General features: G+C 46.5%; 18 protein-coding genes. 17 read left to right on the top strand and 1 reads right to left on the bottom strand.

Going from position 1 to position 17,564, the window contains the following annotated elements:
• Positions 1–2 precede the first annotated feature (2 nt).
• From def to NFU07_RS02970, 8 genes are all read left to right on the top strand, one after another.
• Positions 3–515 (top strand): peptide deformylase, encoded by a 513-nt coding sequence (gene def, locus NFU07_RS03005; protein WP_251474509.1) that lies wholly within the window; start codon positions 3–5, stop codon positions 513–515.
• Positions 512–1,444: a methionyl-tRNA formyltransferase gene (gene fmt, locus NFU07_RS03000; protein ID WP_251474506.1), complete on the top strand. Its 933-nt coding sequence runs from the start codon at positions 512–514 to the stop codon at positions 1,442–1,444. Before def ends, fmt begins: the two co-directional genes overlap by 4 nt.
• Entirely contained in the window at positions 1,441–2,784 is a 1,344-nt protein-coding gene (gene rsmB, locus NFU07_RS02995; protein WP_251474503.1) for a 16S rRNA (cytosine(967)-C(5))-methyltransferase RsmB, read from the top strand. The genes fmt and rsmB overlap by 4 nt, the downstream gene beginning before the upstream one ends.
• A 47-nt stretch (positions 2,785–2,831) precedes the next feature.
• Complete coding sequence (locus NFU07_RS02990) at positions 2,832–3,581, top strand: Stp1/IreP family PP2C-type Ser/Thr phosphatase (RefSeq protein ID WP_251474500.1); 750 nt, start codon at positions 2,832–2,834, stop codon at positions 3,579–3,581.
• A 2-nt stretch (positions 3,582–3,583) separates the two neighbouring features.
• A complete protein-coding gene (pknB, locus tag NFU07_RS02985) occupies positions 3,584–5,563 on the top strand; it encodes a Stk1 family PASTA domain-containing Ser/Thr kinase (protein ID WP_251474497.1) in 1,980 nt (659 codons plus the stop codon).
• Between the two features lie 70 nt (positions 5,564–5,633).
• Positions 5,634–6,530, top strand: a complete 897-nt coding sequence (gene rsgA, locus NFU07_RS02980; RefSeq protein WP_251474494.1) for a ribosome small subunit-dependent GTPase A — start codon at positions 5,634–5,636, stop codon at positions 6,528–6,530.
• The gene (gene rpe, locus NFU07_RS02975) at positions 6,523–7,188 is read left to right on the top strand and encodes a ribulose-phosphate 3-epimerase (protein WP_251474491.1); all 666 of its coding nucleotides are present in this window, start codon (positions 6,523–6,525) and stop codon (positions 7,186–7,188) included. The genes rsgA and rpe overlap by 8 nt, the downstream gene beginning before the upstream one ends.
• The gene (locus tag NFU07_RS02970) at positions 7,185–7,850 is read left to right on the top strand and encodes a thiamine diphosphokinase (protein WP_251474482.1); all 666 of its coding nucleotides are present in this window, start codon (positions 7,185–7,187) and stop codon (positions 7,848–7,850) included. Before rpe ends, NFU07_RS02970 begins: the two co-directional genes overlap by 4 nt.
• A 59-nt stretch (positions 7,851–7,909) precedes the next feature.
• Here the strand turns inward: NFU07_RS02970 and rpmB are convergent, their stop codons facing one another.
• Positions 7,910–8,098: a 50S ribosomal protein L28 gene (gene rpmB / locus NFU07_RS02965; protein ID WP_235196596.1), complete on the bottom strand. Its 189-nt coding sequence runs from the start codon at positions 8,096–8,098 to the stop codon at positions 7,910–7,912.
• Between the two features lie 219 nt (positions 8,099–8,317).
• Here rpmB and NFU07_RS02960 point away from each other — a divergent pair, with 219 nt between their 5' ends.
• From NFU07_RS02960 to fabG, 9 genes are all read left to right on the top strand, one after another.
• Entirely contained in the window at positions 8,318–8,680 is a 363-nt protein-coding gene (locus tag NFU07_RS02960) for an Asp23/Gls24 family envelope stress response protein (RefSeq protein ID WP_235196595.1), read from the top strand.
• Positions 8,681–8,698: 18 nt separating this feature from the next.
• Positions 8,699–10,351: a DAK2 domain-containing protein gene (locus NFU07_RS02955; protein WP_251474479.1), complete on the top strand. Its 1,653-nt coding sequence runs from the start codon at positions 8,699–8,701 to the stop codon at positions 10,349–10,351.
• 224 nt (positions 10,352–10,575) lie between these two features.
• Entirely contained in the window at positions 10,576–11,238 is a 663-nt protein-coding gene (sdaAB, locus tag NFU07_RS02950) for an L-serine ammonia-lyase, iron-sulfur-dependent subunit beta (RefSeq protein WP_251474477.1), read from the top strand.
• A gap of 16 nt (positions 11,239–11,254) precedes the next feature.
• Entirely contained in the window at positions 11,255–12,154 is a 900-nt protein-coding gene (gene sdaAA, locus NFU07_RS02945) for an L-serine ammonia-lyase, iron-sulfur-dependent, subunit alpha (RefSeq protein ID WP_251474454.1), read from the top strand.
• Complete coding sequence (gene recG, locus NFU07_RS02940; protein WP_251474422.1) at positions 12,144–14,186, top strand: ATP-dependent DNA helicase RecG; 2,043 nt, start codon at positions 12,144–12,146, stop codon at positions 14,184–14,186. The genes sdaAA and recG overlap by 11 nt, the downstream gene beginning before the upstream one ends.
• Before the next feature lie 90 nt (positions 14,187–14,276).
• Positions 14,277–14,861 carry a transcription factor FapR gene (gene fapR, locus NFU07_RS02935; protein ID WP_251474419.1) on the top strand — a complete coding sequence of 195 codons (585 nt, stop codon included), beginning with the start codon at positions 14,277–14,279 and terminating at the stop codon, positions 14,859–14,861.
• Complete coding sequence (plsX, locus tag NFU07_RS02930; protein WP_251474416.1) at positions 14,858–15,853, top strand: phosphate acyltransferase PlsX; 996 nt, start codon at positions 14,858–14,860, stop codon at positions 15,851–15,853. The genes fapR and plsX overlap by 4 nt, the downstream gene beginning before the upstream one ends.
• The gene (gene fabD, locus NFU07_RS02925) at positions 15,846–16,781 is read left to right on the top strand and encodes an ACP S-malonyltransferase (protein WP_251474413.1); all 936 of its coding nucleotides are present in this window, start codon (positions 15,846–15,848) and stop codon (positions 16,779–16,781) included. The genes plsX and fabD overlap by 8 nt, the downstream gene beginning before the upstream one ends.
• A complete protein-coding gene (fabG, locus tag NFU07_RS02920) occupies positions 16,778–17,524 on the top strand; it encodes a 3-oxoacyl-[acyl-carrier-protein] reductase (protein ID WP_251474410.1) in 747 nt (248 codons plus the stop codon). Before fabD ends, fabG begins: the two co-directional genes overlap by 4 nt.
• Positions 17,525–17,564 lie beyond the last annotated feature (40 nt).

Raw genomic sequence — 17,564 nt, 5'->3', positions numbered from 1 at the left:
GAATGGCAATCCTAGATATAGTGAAGCACCCAAATGAAATCCTTGAACAGAAATGTTTGCCGGTGACTAAATTTGATAAGAAGTTAGCGGTTTTATTGGACAATATGCATGAAACGATGGTTGAAAACGATGGTGTGGGCATTGCAGCACCACAAGTCGGCGTTAACTTGCGCGTCGCAATCGTTGATTTTGCAGAAGGACAAGAACCGATTGAAATGATCAATCCGAAACTTGTCTTGTTTGAAGGGGAAGATACCGACGTCGAAGGATGCCTCAGTTTCCCGGGGATTTTCGGCGAAGTATCGCGTCCGGACCATATTAAGATTAAAGCACAGGAACGTGATGGTTCATGGTATGAATTGGAAGCGGAAGGCTATGAAGCACGAGCTATCCAGCATGAAATTGACCATTTGGACGGCATCTTGTTTACGTCGAAAATTACCAAATATGTCACTCAAGAAGAATTGGACGCCATGATCGCAGAAGCGGCAGCTGAAGAGGAGGAGCAGATTTGACGAAAATCGTCTTTATGGGAACCCCGGCATTCTCTGCCCCGATCCTGCGCATGCTCGTAGAAGAAGGTTATGAAGTCATTTCAGTCGTGACACAGCCTGACCGTCCAGTCGGGCGCAAAAAAGTATTGACGCCGACGCCGGTCAAAGAAGAGGCGTTGCGCTTAGGTTTACCCGTTTATCAGCCTGAAAAATTGAAAAATCCGGATGAATTGCAAGTGGTATTGGATTTGAAACCGGATTTGATCGTCACAGCGGCTTTTGGCCAAATTTTGCCGACGGCGATTTTGGAAGCCCCGAAACTTGGAGCGATCAATGTGCATGCTTCTTTGCTTCCAGCATACCGCGGCGGTGCACCGATCCACCAGGCAATCATTGATGGCCAGACGCAAACGGGCGTAACAATCATGTATATGGTCGATCGTCTGGATGCAGGCGATATCATTTCCCAAACGGCTGTAGAGATTGGAAAAACGGACCATACCGGTTCGATGTTCGAAAAACTCAGTGCAGCCGGCACCCAATTATTGAAAGAAACTTTGCCTTCTATTGTAGAAGGAACGAATAAGCGAATTCCGCAAGATGAAGAAAAAGTGACCTTTGCACGCAATATTTCAAGAGAACAGGAACGCATCGACTGGTCAAAATCGGCTCAGGCCATTTACAACCAAGTCCGCGGACTGCATCCTTGGCCGGTCGCTTATACGACATTCAAAGATGCGAACATGAAAATTTGGTGGACGGAAGAAGCCGATTCTTCGAAAACAGGTAAACCCGGCGAAGTGGTTGAACTGACCGATGAAGCGATTTTGGTGCAGACAGGCGAAGGGATTCTTGCCCTTACGGAACTCCAGCCAGCTGGCAAAAAGCGGATGTCTGCGCAAGATTATTTAAAAGGACCAAAAATCCAGGTAGGAGATTTATTCGAATGAAAAACAAAAAACTTCACGGCAATGTTCGGGATGCTGCCTTTTCGATTCTTTGGGCGGTCGAGAATAAACAGGCATACAGCAACCTGCTTTTGCATCAAACCCTTGAAAATTACGGGATTTCAGCAAAAAATCGGGGCTTGTTGACGGAAATCACCTACGGTACATTGCAGCATCAAATGACTTTGGATTATTATTTGGAGCCGTTTATGAAAGGGAAAATCGAACCTTGGGTGAAAATCCTGTTAAGGCTATCCCTTTACCAAATCGTTTATCTGGACCGGATCCCGTCCCATGCAGTCGTCCATGAAGCCGTGGAAATTGCAAAGCGCCGCGGCCATGGTGGAGTCGCCTCATTAGTGAATGGCGTTCTCCGTTCTGTTCAGCGGGGCGGCGTCCGTTCGTTTAATGCCATCAGTGATCCGGTTAAGAAGATTTCCATTGAAACAAGCCATCCTGAGTGGATGATCAAACGCTGGGCTGAGCAGTTCGGTCTTGAAAAAACGCGTGAAATGGCATTGGAGAACAATAAAATACCGCCGCAGACCGTAAGAGTCAATACTGTAAAAGCGACTCCCGAAGAAGTGATTGAAATGCTCGTTTCGGAAGGATTGGAAGCTGTACAGAGCCCGCTCGTTCCGGAATGCCTCGTCGTATCAAACGGACAGCCGGCGAAAACTTTGACTTTTGAAAAAGGTTTTATCACGATTCAAGACGAAAGTTCCATGCTGCCGGCATACGCCTTGCAAGCAGGCCCTAATATGAAAATCCTGGATATGTGCGCCGCACCAGGCGGAAAAACGACGCATATTGCTGAAAAGATGGGCAATCAAGGACAACTTTTTGCCATGGACCTTCATCCGCATAAAGTGAAGTTGATTGATGAAACGGCAAAACGCCTCGGCCATTCCATTATTGAAACGGCTGCCGGAGACGGCAAAAAGAGTGTGGAGCGTTTTGGTACAGAGCAATTTGACCGGATATTGGTAGATGCTCCTTGCAGTGGGCTAGGTGTCATCAAACGCAAACCGGATATTAAATATTCCAAAACTGCTGATGATTTTTCACGGCTTCAGGAAATTCAAGTCGATTTATTGGACCAAGCTGCACAGCTGTTGAAGAAAGACGGCATTCTCGTCTACAGCACGTGTACAGTCGATTCGACTGAAAACCGGGGGACGGCTGAACGTTTCTTGAAAGAACATCCCTACATGGAAAAAATCGAAGTTTCCTTGCCGGAAACACTCGGTTTAAAGAATTCGGGATTTGTCCAAGTGTTTCCGCAAGATTTTGGAGGAGATGGATTTTTCATTTCCGCTTTCCGCAAAACGCAAACAAGTTAATTCAAGCAGGAAAAGATTTGATTTGATGAGAAATGGGGTGTCGGGATTTGTATCAATACGTCATGGAAAGCGATACTGGAAAGAAAAGAAAAGTGAATGAGGACCGGGTAGCGGTCTTGAAAAGGCCTGAAGGGCTCATGCTGGCACTTGTGGCGGACGGTATGGGCGGCCATAATGCCGGGGATATAGCAAGCGAATTGACCGTCAGCACATTAAGCCGTTTGTTCAATGAAGAACAGCCGGAAGCGTTTATGTCGATTGAAAAACGGAAATCCTGGCTGTCTGTGAATGTCCAATCGGTAAACCGGCTTGTCTATGAGTATGCAGAAACGCATCCGGACTGCAAAGGGATGGGAACCACGTTGATCGCAGCTATTTTGGATAAAGAAGAATGCGTGATGTGCCATATCGGCGATAGCCGCGCATATGTGATCGATGGGTCGGTAGAGCAAGTTACCCGAGACCATTCCTATGTAAACGTATTGATCGACAACGGAGAAATCAGTGAAGAAGAAGCAGAAGACCATCCAAAGAAAAACTGGATCGTTAAAGCTCTAGGGACGGAACCGGATATTGATGGGGAAATTCTTCATTTCACGTTGGAAAATTATTCTTATTTACTTATTTGTTCAGATGGCTTGAGCAATAAAATAACAAAAGATGAAATCGCGTCAATTGTCCGTTCATCCATGCCGCTTTCACGTAAAGGGCAGGAAATGGTGAAGCTCGCCAATGATTTAGGAGGAGAAGACAATATCTCATTTGTTCTTCTGTCCTCAAAGGTTGAGGAGGTGTAGCCATGTTAATCGGCAGAAGCATAAATGGCCGCTATAAAATTTTAGAATTGATTGGCGGAGGCGGGATGTCCAACGTATATTTGGCCCACGACATGATCTTAGACCGCGATATTGCCATTAAAATTCTGCGCTACGATTTTTCAAATGAAGAAGAGCTGCGCCGGCGTTTCCAGCGGGAAGCTTTGTCTACGACCAGTTTGGCGCATCCGCATATCGTCAATATTTTCGATGTCGGCGAAGAAGGTTCATTGCATTACTTAGTGATGGAATATGTTCCAGGAAAAACCTTGAAAGAATACATAATCGATAATTCCCCCGTCGCGCCGGAACAGGCGGTCAAGATTATGAAACAACTGGCATCTGCTTTGGCACATGCCCATCAAAACCAAATTGTGCATCGGGACATCAAGCCTCAGAACATATTGATGGACGCGGAAGGCAATGTGAAAATTTCGGATTTCGGAATCGCGATGGCATTGAGCGCCACATCCTATACACAGACCAATTCAGTGCTTGGGACGGTTCATTACTTGTCGCCTGAACAAGCGCGAGGCGGAACCGCCAATAAAAAATCGGATATCTATTCTTTAGGGATTGTGATGTTCGAATTATTGACAGGAAAATTGCCGTTCTCGGGAGAATCAGCCGTTTCGATTGCGTTAAAGCATCTTCAGACAGAAACGCCCTCTTTGCGTGAAATTGTTCCAAGCATGCCTCAAAGTTTGGAAAACGTTGTTTTAAAGGCAACGGCTAAAAATCCGCAGCACCGATATCAATCTGCCAACGAAATGGAAGAAGATTTATCGACGGTATTGATGCCTGAACGCTTGAATGAACCAAAGTTTTCAGCTCCTATTGATGAAGATGCAACACGGGCAATGCCAGCGATCAAAGATCCTGCTGTATATGGCAGCGTCGAAGAAACAAAAACATTGGCACCTGTCAGCAAAAAAGAACCGGTAAACAAACCGGCAGCACCGCCGGCGAAGAAAAAGAAGAAGAAATGGCCCTGGATTGTGGGCATAGCTGTATTTTTAGTAGTGGCAGGACTCATCGCCGCGGTTGCATTCCCGGACTTGTTTGGACCGCGCCAAGTGGCAGTGCCGGATGTCAAAGACATGGAACGCGACGAAGCGATTGAAGAATTGCGTTCGCTTGGATTTGTTATAGGTGAAGAAAAAGAGCAGACCTCTGAAGATGTGGCAGAAGGCAATGTGGTGAGGACTATACCGGAAGCTGGGAAAATGCGCAACCGTGAATCTGAAATCCAATTGTTTATCAGCACGGGGAAAGAAAAAGCGGAACTTGCTGATTATGTCGGGCGCAATATTGACCAAGCCATAGAATTGCTGCAGCAGCAGAATTACAAATCGGTGGACCAGAAAGAGGAATTCTCGGATGAACCGGTTGGAACCATTTTAAGCCAAGATCCTGAAGCTGGAACAGAAGTCATCATTTCAGAAACGGATATTGAATTTACGGTCAGCAAAGGCAAAGATATGCGAGAAGTCCAAAATCTATCGGGCTACACGGAAGCCGATCTTAATGAATACGCCCGCTCTTCCGGATTCAATATCCGGATCGTCGATGAAGCATCTTCCGATTCAGTGGCTGCAGGAGTCGTTTTATCGCAAACGCCTGCTGCTGGAGAAGAACTCGAGGCAGGCAGTAATATTTTGGTCACTGTTTCATCAGGACCGGCAGCATTGCCGATGAAGACTTATATCCATACGATTCAGGTTCCATATGAGCCGGCTGAACCTGCAGTAGAAGGAGAACCGGCCGCCGAACAAAAGGTCGCTATCTATATTCAAGATGAGAATACGACCATGGCGGAACCTGCCGAGGAATTTACCATTACAGAAGACACTTCGCGCCGCATCGAATTGCAGATCGCCGAAGGGAAAAGTGCAGTCTATCGAATCGTGCGCGACGACCGCGTCATTGAAGAAGAAACGATTGCCTATAATTCAGTAGAATAATCAATTAAAGAAAAGCCCTCTTTCTTAAGAAGAGGGAATTTCTTTACCTCAATTAAAAAGGAGTGAAAGCATGCCGAAAGGTCAAATCAGAAAAGCGTTAAGCGGATTTTATTATGTTTTGGACGAAGATGGAGAACGATACATCCAGTGCCGAGGCCGCGGAGTATTCCGCAACCGCCAAATTTCACCGCTTGTCGGAGACTACGTCGATTACAAAGCGGACAACGATTTGGAAGGGACGATCTTGCACGTTTATGAACGCAAAAATGAACTTATCCGTCCGCCTATTTCAAACGTGGATCAAGCACTTCTCGTTTTTTCAGCCAAACAACCGGATTTTCATCCACTCCTATTGGATCGGTTTTTGACGGCAATTGAATACCATTCCATCGAGCCGATCATTTGCTTAACGAAAATGGACTTGCTGAAAGAAGATGAAAAAGAAAAAATCAGCGAATTTATTGCGGATTATGAGAAGATCGGATATGAAGTCATCCCGACATATAAAGGTGATTTGGAGCTGCAGGAACGTCTCATGCCTACTTTAGAAGGAAAAGTCAGCGTTTTGGCTGGCCAGTCGGGTGTAGGGAAATCTACGCTTTTGAATACGATTTTGCCTTCACTGGAACTGAAGACCGACGATATTTCAAAAGCCTTGAACCGCGGGAAGCACACGACCCGCCATGTGGAATTGATCGAAGTGAATAAGGGCTTGCTAGCAGATACGCCGGGATTCAGTTCATTTGAATTCGATACGATGGAAAAAGAAGAGCTTTCTGCGTGTTTCCCTGAAATGGCGGAAAAGTCGAATGACTGCAAATTCCGGGAATGCCTTCACCTGAATGAACCCAAATGCGCCATAAAAGCGGCAGTGGAAACAGGAGAAATCAAGGATTACCGCTACAAGCATTATTTGAAGTTTTTAGAAGAGATTATGAGCCGAAAGCCGAGGTATTCAAATGATTAAAATTGCACCTTCTATATTAGCAGCAGATTTTTCTAAATTGGGCGAGGAAGTCCGCGAAGTTGAGGCAGCAGGAGCTGACTGGATCCACATTGATGTGATGGACGGCCATTTTGTGCCGAATATTTCATTTGGTGCAGTTGTAATGGATGCGATCCGGCCATTGACGAAACTGCCGTTCGACGTCCATTTGATGATCGAGAACGCAGACCGCTACATCGAGGATTTTGCAAAAGCTGGAGCTGACTACATTACGGTCCATGTGGAAGCGAGCCCTCATTTGCATCGCACGATTCAATTGATCCGTTCTTTTGGCGTCAAACCGGGAGTAGTATTAAATCCGCATACGCCGGTTGAAGCGATTTTGCCGATTCTGGAAGACATCGATTTGGTGTTGTTCATGACGGTCAATCCGGGCTTCGGCGGCCAGAAATTCATCGAATCGGTCGTACCGAAAGTGGAACAGCTGTCGCAGATTATCCGTGACAAAGGATTGTCTATCGATATCGAAATTGATGGCGGCATCAATGAAGAAACCATTATTCCATGTGCGAAAGCCGGAGCGAATGTGTTTGTGGCTGGATCTGCGATTTACAGCAAATCGGACCGTGCTAGCGCATTGCAGAAAATTAAGAAGGCTGGAGAAGAGGCGATTTCGTGATTGTCGTCGTGACAGCAGGAGGGCCAGCGTCTGAGTTGCCGGATTTCTCGGAATGGGCAGGGGCAGCGTTTATTGGAGTGGATGCGGGGACGATTGTGCTATTGGATCACGGCATACACCCGGTTGCTGCAGTCGGCGATTTTGATTCGGTGACAGATTCTGAGATGAAACGGATTGAAGCGCTTTTCCCGTCTCTTGACCGAGCAGCGTCTGAGAAAGACGAAACGGATACAGAACTTGCACTGGTGAAAGCGATGGAGTTTTCGCCCGTGCAAGTGATTGTTACGGGAGTGACGGGCGGAAGGCTAGATCATTATATGAGTTCGCTTCACGCCATCTACCAGATCCAACAGAAATTTCCCGATACCGAATTTATGCTGGTCAATCGGCAGAACCGTATCCGTTTTCTGTCACCCGGTTTACACCGGATCCAGCCAAATGAAAAATACCGTTTTATTTCCTTTTATCCGTTTGCGGAAACCGTTGAAGAATTTTCATTGACCCATTTCAAATACGAAGTTGACAATGAAACAATTCCTTTCGGATCCACCCGCTTTATCAGCAATGAACTGGATAGGGAAGGCATCATAGAATTTTCAAAAGGCAGCTGTGCCATGATTGAAAGTTCTGATGCAGAGAATGCTTTGAAACAAAGCAATTAAATGAACGCATGAAAAAATGCCAGGCTGACAAAAGTCAACCTGGCATTATTCATGAGCGATTATACGCGCTCAACTTTTCCTGATTTCAATGCTCTCGCAGAAACCCATACACGTTTCGGTTTACCGTCTACAAGGATACGAACTTTTTGAAGGTTTGCTCCCCATGTACGTTTTGTCGAATTCAACGCGTGTGAACGGGCATTTCCGGCGCGGGCTTTGCGTCCACTAACTGCACATACTTTAGGCATGTAAGTCCCTCCTCACAAGTGAAGCTGAAAATTATAATAGAATTTCAGTTCGTTTTTCGTTTCACATACTTTAATAATTTACCACACACATTATTGCTTTGCAACTAATTTTGAAGGTCTTTCAAGAAAAAAACCTTTACACCCTAAACGACGGCTTTTCTTGTATAATGGTTTCATGTAGAATGGAAGAAGTGAAATAGGACTCAAGGAGGAATTCTCATGTCGATTGAATTAAAGAATGAATACGGACAAATCGATATTTCCAATGATGTGATTGCACAAATCGCTGGCGGAGCAGCTATTGAATGCTACGGAATTGTAGGGATGGCGACAAAACATCAGATCCGCGATGGATTAACCGATATTCTGCGAAAAGAAAATTTTGCAAAAGGAGTCATTGTCCGCCAAGAAGATGGAGATCTCTTAATTGATATGTATGTCATCATCAGCTACGGAACAAAGATTTCCGAAGTAGCATATCAAGTGCAGTCCAAAGTCAAATATACGATAACAAAAACGCTTGGCATGCCAGTCAAGGCAGTTAATATTTATGTTCAAGGGGTTCGCGTCACGAATCCGTAAGAGGAGGAAAAAACGGCTATGAAGTCATTAAATGGAATTCAATTCGCAGAAATGGTACAGATGGGTTCTCACCATCTGTTCCAGAATGCGGACTATGTAGATGCATTAAATGTATTCCCGGTGCCGGACGGCGATACCGGAACAAATATGAACTTGTCGATGACATCCGGCGCGAAAGAAACAAAAGCGAACGCTGAGGAACATATCGGTAAAACGGCAGGAGCTTTGTCCAAAGGCCTGTTGATGGGCGCACGTGGGAACTCGGGCGTTATCCTTTCGCAATTATTCCGTGGATTCGGTAAATATATTGCAAATGAATCTGAACTTTCTGCTGCAAAATTGGCAGAAGCGCTTCAACATGGAGTAGAAACAGCTTATAAGGCAGTGATGAAACCGGTTGAGGGGACAATTTTAACCGTCGCAAAAGATGCGGCTGCTAAAGGAATGGAACTGGCGAACAAAGAAGAAGATATCGTCGTTTTGTTTGAGGCAGTAGTAACAGAAGCGAAAGCTTCGCTAGAACGTACACCCGACTTGCTTCCTGTATTAAAAGAAGTAGGAGTTGTCGACAGCGGCGGCCAAGGGCTTGTTTATGTATATGAAGGATTTTTGGCGTGCCTAAAAGGCGAACAGCTGCCAGAAAAGCATGCCCATAATACGATGGATGATTTAGTGAGCGCGGAGCACCATAAAAACATTGCAGGCTTTATGGATACGGCCGATATCAAATTCGGCTATTGCACAGAATTCATGGTGAAATTTGAAGAAGGCAAAAAAGAATTCAACGAAGCTGCTTTCCGTACAGATTTAAGTGAATACGGAGATTCGCTTCTTGTCATTTCGGATGATGAAATCGCGAAAATCCATATCCATTCGGAAGAGCCCGGAAAAGTTCTTACATATGGACAAAACTACGGCAGCTTGATCAGCATGAAAATCGAAAATATGCGCCAGCAGCATATCGATATAGTCGGGGAAGGCTTCCAAAAAGCCCAGCCGGCCGCCTCTAGCTCGCACCCATATGCGGTAGTCACAGTAGCGATGGGCGAAGGGATTGCGGAACTTCTCCGCAGCATCGGTGCTTCGTATGTGATTGAAGGTGGACAGACGATGAATCCTTCTACAGAAGACATCGTTAATGCCGTCCGCTCGATCAATGCTGAACGCGTACTGATCTTGCCAAACAATAAAAATATCATCATGGCAGCGGAGCAAGCTGCAGAATTGCTTGATATCGAAGCGGCAGTCGTACCGACAAAAGATGTGCCGCAAGGAATGTCTGCGCTTCTGGCTTTCAATCCAGAAGCATCGGTCCAAGAAAACCTTCAATTGATGGAAAATGCATCGAAACAAGTGAAATCAGGGTCTGTGACTTTCGCAGTCCGCGATACGTCAATTGACGGCATCGAAATCAAAAAAGATGACTTCATGGGCATATCAGAAGGCAAAATCGTCATTTCGGATTCAAGCCTCGAACAAGTTGCTGAAGAATTGGTGAAAAAGCTGATTGATGAAGATGCTGAAATCGTCACGATTCTTTACGGGGACGATACGACAGAAGAGGCAGCTGAAGCTTTGGGCGCCTTTATCGAATCGCTTAACGAGGACGTCGAAGTGGAAATCCATAATGGCAAACAGCCGTTATATCCCTATATTATTTCTGTTGAATAGATACTGAGAAGGGCTGTCCAATAAGTCGAGTAATCACTTATTGAACAGCCCTTCATTTCTACTAAAGCGATGCAGGATGCTATTGCTCCTGCATCGCTGCGCTAGATTTGCCGTAAAAGGAATTGTCCCATATTACTTTTGGGACAATTCCTTTTATTTTTGTTAAATAGCGCAAAATCATGTAAACTGAAGCTATAAGTAACCGATAGGAAGGGGTTTGGGCAATGAAGTTCAAATCTGTTTTTGATATTATAGGACCGGTCATGATCGGTCCTTCTTCTTCGCATACAGCGGGAGCTGCGCGAATTGGAAGAGTGGCGAGAGATTTATTCGGCCGGCAGCCGAAATGGGCTAAAATCCATTTATACGGTTCATTTGCTGAAACCTATAAAGGCCATAGTACGGATGTGGCAATTGTAGGGGGATTATTGGATTATGATACATTTGATGAACGCATCAAAACTTCTTTTGAAGAAGCGGAAAAGCTGGGGATGAGTTTTGAATTCATACCGGAGACAGGCCATGTGGACCATCCGAACACCGCGCGCATCGTCATTGGCGACGAGCTGTCGGAAATGTCTTTGATGGGAATTTCCATTGGCGGCGGCAAAATTGAAATTACGGAATTGAATGGGTTTCCTTTGCGCTTGTCCGGCAACCATCCGGCCATCCTGGTGGTTCATGAAGACCGCTCAGGCTGTATTGCAAACGTAGCGAATTGTTTATATAAATACGATATCAACATCGGGCATATGGAAGTTTCAAGGAAAGAAAAAGGGCATATGGCATTAATGGTCATCGAAATCGACCAGAATGTCGACCGGGAGATCCTTACTGAACTTTCGGAATTGCCAAATATCACGCAAGTGACGAGAATTGCCGATTGAGAAGGGGGTTTCAATTGTGGAAGCATTATTTCGCAATGTAAGAGAATTAGTGGAACGGGCGGAACAGGAAAATAAATTGATTTCAGAAATCATGATTGAACAAGAGATGCTGCTTATGGATCGGTCACGTGAAGAAATCATGAAGCAGATGGACCGAAACTTGACTGTCATGGAAGAAGCAATCGAAAAAGGTTTGAACGGCGTTCATTCAGTTTCAGGATTAACCGGCGGAGATGCCGTCTTATTGCAGGATTACATGAAAAAAGGAAATGCGCTTTCCGGCGACTTGTTGCTAGATGCCGTCAGTAAAGCAGTGGCGACAAATGAAGTGAACGCGGCGATGGGTACCATCTGTGCGACTCCGACTGCAGGTTCAGCGGGCGTTGTTCCGGGCACATTGTTTTCAGTGAAGAACAAATTAAATCCAACGCGTGAACAAATGATCCGGTATCTATTCACGGCAGGCGCATTCGGTTTTGTCGTAGCAAACAATGCTTCAATTTCTGGTGCAGCGGGAGGCTGCCAGGCAGAAGTTGGTTCGGCTGCAGCGATGGCTGCGGCAGCAATTGTGGAAATGGCTGGCGGAACACCTCAGCAATCTTCCGAAGCTTTTGCCATTACGATGAAGAACATGCTTGGCCTTGTCTGCGATCCAGTGGCGGGATTAGTGGAAGTGCCATGTGTGAAGCGAAATGCGATGGGAGCGGCAAACTCTGTCGTAGCGGCCGATATGGCGCTAGCTGGAGTGACGAGCCGCATTCCTTGCGACGAAGTAATCGGCGCGATGTTTGAAATTGGCCACTCGATGCCAAGCGCTTTGCGGGAAACTGCTAAAGGCGGTTTAGCTGCAACGCCTACTGGCAAATGGCTGGAGTCGAAAATTTTCGGTGGAGCAGTGGTAGGCAGTGGGCAGTAAAGATTCTGTCGCCACGTTAAAAGGGGTCGGCAAACAAGCTGCCGAAACACTTCAGGAAATGAAAATTGAAACGATCCATGATCTCATCATGACGTTTCCTTACCGCCATGAAGATTTTCAGCTGAAAGATTTGGCTGATACGCCTCATAATGAACGGGTAACAGTGGAGGGAAGGGTCGAAAGTGAACCTTCCGTCCTTTTTTTAGGGAAGAACAAATCCCGGACGCAAGTGCAAGTCATGGTCGGCAGGCATCTGATCAAGGCGATTTTCTTTAACCAGCCATACGTCAAAGCAAAATTGCATATTGGGGAAATTGTCACGTTAACCGGCAAATGGGACCGCGGCCGCCAAGTGATCACGGTGTCCAGCCATACCATCGGACCGCGTACGGACGGAGTGGATTTTGAACCGGTCTATAGCTTGAAAGGCAGCATCTATCAAAAAACGTTCCGGAAATTGATGCGGCAAGCATTGGATATTGCGAAAACTGATTTAGAAGATTGTTTGCCTGAAAGCCTGCGGCATACTTATCACCTCATGTCCGTCGGCGAAGCGTTGGAATGTATCCATTTTCCGGTTGACGGTGAAGCGTTAAAGCAAGCTAGGCGGCGCTTTGTCTACGAGGAATTATTAATGTTCCAATTGAAAATGCAAGCACTTCGAAAAAAGAACCGGGAAGAAGAAGGCGGCTCGTTTATCGATTACGATTTAAATCGCCTCAAGCAGTTTATTGAAACGTTGCCGTTCGACTTGACAGACGCTCAAAAGCGGGTAGTCAATGAAATCTGCAAAGATATGAAAGAACCTTTCCGCATGAACCGGCTGCTGCAAGGAGATGTAGGATCCGGGAAGACGGTTGTTGCTGCCATCACTTTATATGCGGCTGTAACGGCGGGACTTCAAGGCGCCTTGATGGCGCCGACTGAAATTCTTGCAGAGCAGCACGCCAACACGCTTGCCCAGTGGTTCGAACCGTTTGGATTGAATATTGCGTTGTTGACAGGATCGGTGAAAGGGAAGAAGCGCCAATTGATCTTGGAAAGCCTGGCTGCTGGAGAGATCAACATTTTGATCGGCACGCACGCTTTGATTCAACCGGATGTGCGTTTTAAAAAGTTAGGTCTTGTCATCACGGATGAACAGCATCGCTTTGGCGTTGACCAACGGAGAGTCTTGAAAGATAAAGGCTATAATCCGGATGTGCTATTTATGACTGCTACTCCGATTCCGAGAACGTTAGCAATTTCTGCGTTCGGGGAAATGGATGTGTCGGTGATTGACGAAATGCCGGTCGGGCGAAAAGAAATCCAAACCTTCTGGATGAAAAAGGACATGTTCGGCAAAATTGTCGGCCGGATGGAAAAAGAGCTGGCTGCCGGACGGCAAGCTTACGTCATCTGTCCGTTGATCGAAGAATCCGATAAACTGGATTTCCAAAATGCGGTCGATTTGTTCCAGCAGCTCTCAAGTTATTTCCATGGCAAGCATACGGTCGGGTTGATGCACGGACGTTTGCCTGCTGATGAAAAAGAAGAGACGATGCGCTCTTTTACAGAAGGCGAAATTGCGGTCCTTGTTTCTACCACGGTCGTCGAAGTTGGGGTCAACGTCCCGAATGCTACGTTCATGCTAATATACGATGCAGAGCGTTTTGGCTTGTCCCAGCTCCACCAATTGCGTGGGCGGGTTGGACGGGGCAGCGACCAGTCGTTCTGTGTGTTGTTGGCAGATCCGAAGACAGAAGTCGGGAAAGAGCGGATGACTTCCATGACGGAAACGAATGATGGTTTCGTGCTCGCTGAAAAAGATTTGCAGCTTAGGGGTCCTGGAGATTTCTTCGGCCGTAAGCAAAGCGGGTTGCCGGAATTTAAAATGGCCGATTTAATCCATGATTACCGGGCTCTTGAAACAGCTCGGAAAGATGCGGAAACGATGATCAACAGCGAAGAGTTCTGGGTAAGCGAAGAAACCCGGTGCCTTCGTGAACAATTGGAAGAATCGGGAGCGTTGGCTCTTGGGAGGCTCGATTGAGAATGCAGGGTTCAAGATAATCCTTGCATTCTTTTTTTGTTGTTTATATACTCATATTAGTACCAAGTGCTAATAGCGGGCGGTGACAATGTGAAAAGACCTAAAAAAATGCGGCAAGAAGCGCTGATCCAGTCAATCAAAGAAAACCCGTTTGTTACAGATGAGGAATTGGCGATGGAGTTTGGAGTCAGCGTGCAAACGATCCGGCTTGACCGGCTGGAATTATCAATTCCTGAACTTCGGGAGCGGATTAAGCATGTGGCCGTAAAAACGTTTGATGACGAAGTGAAATCGTTGCCGATCGATGAAGTGATCGGTGAAATCATAGATATAGAATTGGACGAAAGAGCAATCTCGATATTTGATGTGAAGCCGGAACATGTTTTCCAGCGCAACCAGATTGCCCGCGGCCACCACCTGTTTGCCCAGGCGAATTCATTGGCAGTTGCAGTGATGAACGACGAATTGGCTTTGACGGTTAAGTCTGAGCTTCAATTTTTAAAACCGGTCAAGGCGGGGCAGCGCTTAGTTGCGAAAGCGCAAGTGGTGGACCGCAATCCGGAAAAGAATCGGGCTTATGTAAAAGTCGTTTCTTCAGTGGATCAAGTGACCGTTTTTATCGGTACATTTGAAATGTATCGAATGACAGAACAAAGCGAAGGTGACGAAGAGTGAAAATAGCAGTAGATGGAATGGGCGGGGACAACGCTCCGAAAGAAATTATAGAAGGGGTCTATAAGGCATTGGACAAGTTTCCTGACTTGGCGGTACAGCTATATGGCCATCAGGAAAAGATGCAGCCTTTCCTTAAAGAACATGAGCGTCTGGAAATCATCCATTGTGAAGAAGTGATCGAAGGGACGGATGACCCGGTTCGTGCGGTTCGAAGAAAAAAAGACTCTTCAATGGTGAAGATGGCGCAAGCAGTCAAAGAGCAGCGGGCAGATGCATGTGTCAGCGCAGGAAATACAGGTGCTTTAATGGCCGCTGGATTATTTGTAGTCGGACGCATTGACGGAGTAGACCGGCCGGCATTAGCGCCGACGCTTCCGACGATAGACGGGCAGGGTTTTGTCATGCTGGATATGGGAGCGAATGCGGAAGCGCGTCCGGAACATTTAGTGCAGTATGCTGTCATGGGCAGCATCTACGCTGAAAAAGTGAGAGGAATCCAAAATCCACGGGTCGGCTTGTTGAATATCGGCACGGAAGAGAAAAAAGGAAATGACTTGACGAAAGCGGCATTTCCGCTTCTAAAAGAAGCGCCGATCAATTTCATTGGAAACGTTGAATCGCGCGATTTGCTGAACGGTGCAGCGGACGTGGTGGTGACGGATGGATTTACCGGGAATATGGTATTGAAAACGATTGAAGGCACAGCGATGAACGTCTTCTCGATGATAAAAAAGGTCTTTATGTCATCTGCCAAAACAAAAGTGGCGGCATTTCTCGTAAAAGAAGAAATTGGTGGTCTTAAAGGAATGTTGGACTATAGCGAATACGGCGGTGCCGGTTTGTTTGGCTTGAAAGCACCGGTGATTAAAGCACATGGTTCTTCCAATTCCACGGCATTATTCAACGCGATTCGCCAAACCCGCACTATGGTGGAATTTGATGTAACGGGAACGATATACAGTACACTGAAAAAGGAGAACCAAGATGAGTAAAATTGCATTTATTTTCCCTGGGCAAGGTTCTCAGGCAGTCGGGATGGGCGAAAGCTTCCTCTCGGATGAAACAAGCCGAAGCTTTTTTGATCAAGCAGATGCAGCGTTGAGCGTCAATTTATCGGAATTAATGCTCGAAGGGCCGCAAGAAAATTTAACACTTACATATCATGCACAGCCGGCATTGCTGACAGTCAGCGCAATGATCACCGAGCGTTTGAACCGCGCAGGCATTGTGCCGGATTATACGGCCGGCCATAGCTTAGGTGAATATAGCGCGTTGGTCGCATCCGGAGTATTGCCTTTTGAAGAAGCGGTCGCCATTGTCCATAAACGCGGACTGTTTATGAACGAAGCAGTGCCTGCAGGTGAAGGGGCGATGGCGGCGATTTTAGGGATGGATAGCGAAGAACTGGAAAAAGTGACAAATGAAGTAACGGATACAGACGGAGTTGTGCAATTAGCCAACTTAAACTGTCCCGGGCAAATTGTCATTTCCGGAACGAAAGCGGGCGTTGAAAAAGCTTGCATCGTCGCGAAAGAGCGAGGCGCTAAACGGGCGATTCCTTTAGATGTCAGCGGTCCTTTCCATTCAGAATTGATGCGTCCAGCTTCACAGGATTTGTCTCAAGTGCTTAGCCAAACTTTCCTGAAAGATGCAGAAATCCCGGTCATTACTAACGTTGCAGCAAAAAGCGAAACGCACGCGACGCAATTTCAGGATTTGCTGGTACGCCAATTGTACTCCCCGGTTTTATGGGAACAGTCCGTTCGTGAAATGATCGATCTTGGCGTGACGGTATTCGTTGAAGTCGGGCCAGGAAAAGTATTAAGCGGCTTGGTGAAGAAAATCGATCGATCGGTTGTTACTTTGCCGGTCTATGACCTGGAATCATTTGAAAAAGCGGTAGAGGAGCTGGGAAAATGAGCAAACTTGCAGGCAAAACAGCTATTATCACGGGAGCGTCGAGAGGAATTGGCGCTGAAATCGCCCGCAAATTTTCAGAAGCCGGCGCGAAAGTGGTTGTGAACTATAGCGGAAGCCAAGAAAAAGCGGAAGCGGTTGTAGCCGAGATCCGGGAAAAGGGCGGAGAAGCCATTGCGGTTAAAGCCAATGTTTCCGATTCCGATGCGGTCAAAGCGATGATTGATGAAACAATGAAAGCATTTGGTTCCATTGATATTCTTGTTAACAACGCAGGGATCACGCGTGATAACTTGATGATGCGCATGAAAGACGACGAATGGGATGACGTCATCAATACGAATTTAAAAGGCGTCTTCATTTGCACAAAAGGCGTTACGCGCCAAATGATGAAGCAGCGTTCGGGCAGAATCATTAATATTGCGTCGATTGTCGGCGTCATGGGGAATGCCGGACAGGCAAACTACGTGGCCGCTAAAGCGGGTGTGATCGGTTTGACGAAGACGACGGCACGGGAACTTGCGAGCCGCAATATTACCGCCAATGCTGTAGCGCCAGGATTTATCACGACGGATATGACGGATGCTTTAGGGGACGATATCCAAAAGGCGATGCTTGCTCAAATTCCGTTAGGGCGTTTCGGCAAACCGGAAGAAGTGGCAAAAGCGGCTTTATTCCTGGCGTCTGACGATTCATCTTATATGACGGGCCAAACACTTCATCTTGATGGCGGAATGGTCATGTAGCAGTAAATTTTGTATACTGATTTGAGGGGAGGTGACGACA

It is taken from the genome of Planococcus sp. NCCP-2050 (assembly GCF_023708025.1).
GTDB lineage: Bacteria > Bacillota > Bacilli > Bacillales_A > Planococcaceae > Planococcus.
Note: the sequence above shows the minus strand (reverse complement) of the source record. Positions and strands in the feature narration are given on the sequence as shown.

Excerpts from the sequence above, each read along its gene's own strand:
- def (WP_251474509.1), top strand. The coding sequence starts at position 3 with ATGGCAATCCTAGATATAGTGAAGCACCCAAATGAAATCCTTGAACAG.
- rsmB (WP_251474503.1), top strand. The coding sequence starts at position 1,441 with ATGAAAAACAAAAAACTTCACGGCAATGTTCGGGATGCTGCCTTTTCG.
- pknB (WP_251474497.1), top strand. The coding sequence starts at position 3,584 with ATGTTAATCGGCAGAAGCATAAATGGCCGCTATAAAATTTTAGAATTG.
- rsgA (WP_251474494.1), top strand. The coding sequence starts at position 5,634 with ATGCCGAAAGGTCAAATCAGAAAAGCGTTAAGCGGATTTTATTATGTT.
- rpe (WP_251474491.1), top strand. The coding sequence starts at position 6,523 with ATGATTAAAATTGCACCTTCTATATTAGCAGCAGATTTTTCTAAATTG.
- rpmB (WP_235196596.1), bottom strand. The coding sequence starts at position 8,098 with ATGCCTAAAGTATGTGCAGTTAGTGGACGCAAAGCCCGCGCCGGAAAT.
- NFU07_RS02960 (WP_235196595.1), top strand. The coding sequence starts at position 8,318 with ATGTCGATTGAATTAAAGAATGAATACGGACAAATCGATATTTCCAAT.
- NFU07_RS02955 (WP_251474479.1), top strand. The coding sequence starts at position 8,699 with ATGAAGTCATTAAATGGAATTCAATTCGCAGAAATGGTACAGATGGGT.
- sdaAB (WP_251474477.1), top strand. The coding sequence starts at position 10,576 with ATGAAGTTCAAATCTGTTTTTGATATTATAGGACCGGTCATGATCGGT.
- fabD (WP_251474413.1), top strand. The coding sequence starts at position 15,846 with ATGAGTAAAATTGCATTTATTTTCCCTGGGCAAGGTTCTCAGGCAGTC.
- fabG (WP_251474410.1), top strand. The coding sequence starts at position 16,778 with ATGAGCAAACTTGCAGGCAAAACAGCTATTATCACGGGAGCGTCGAGA.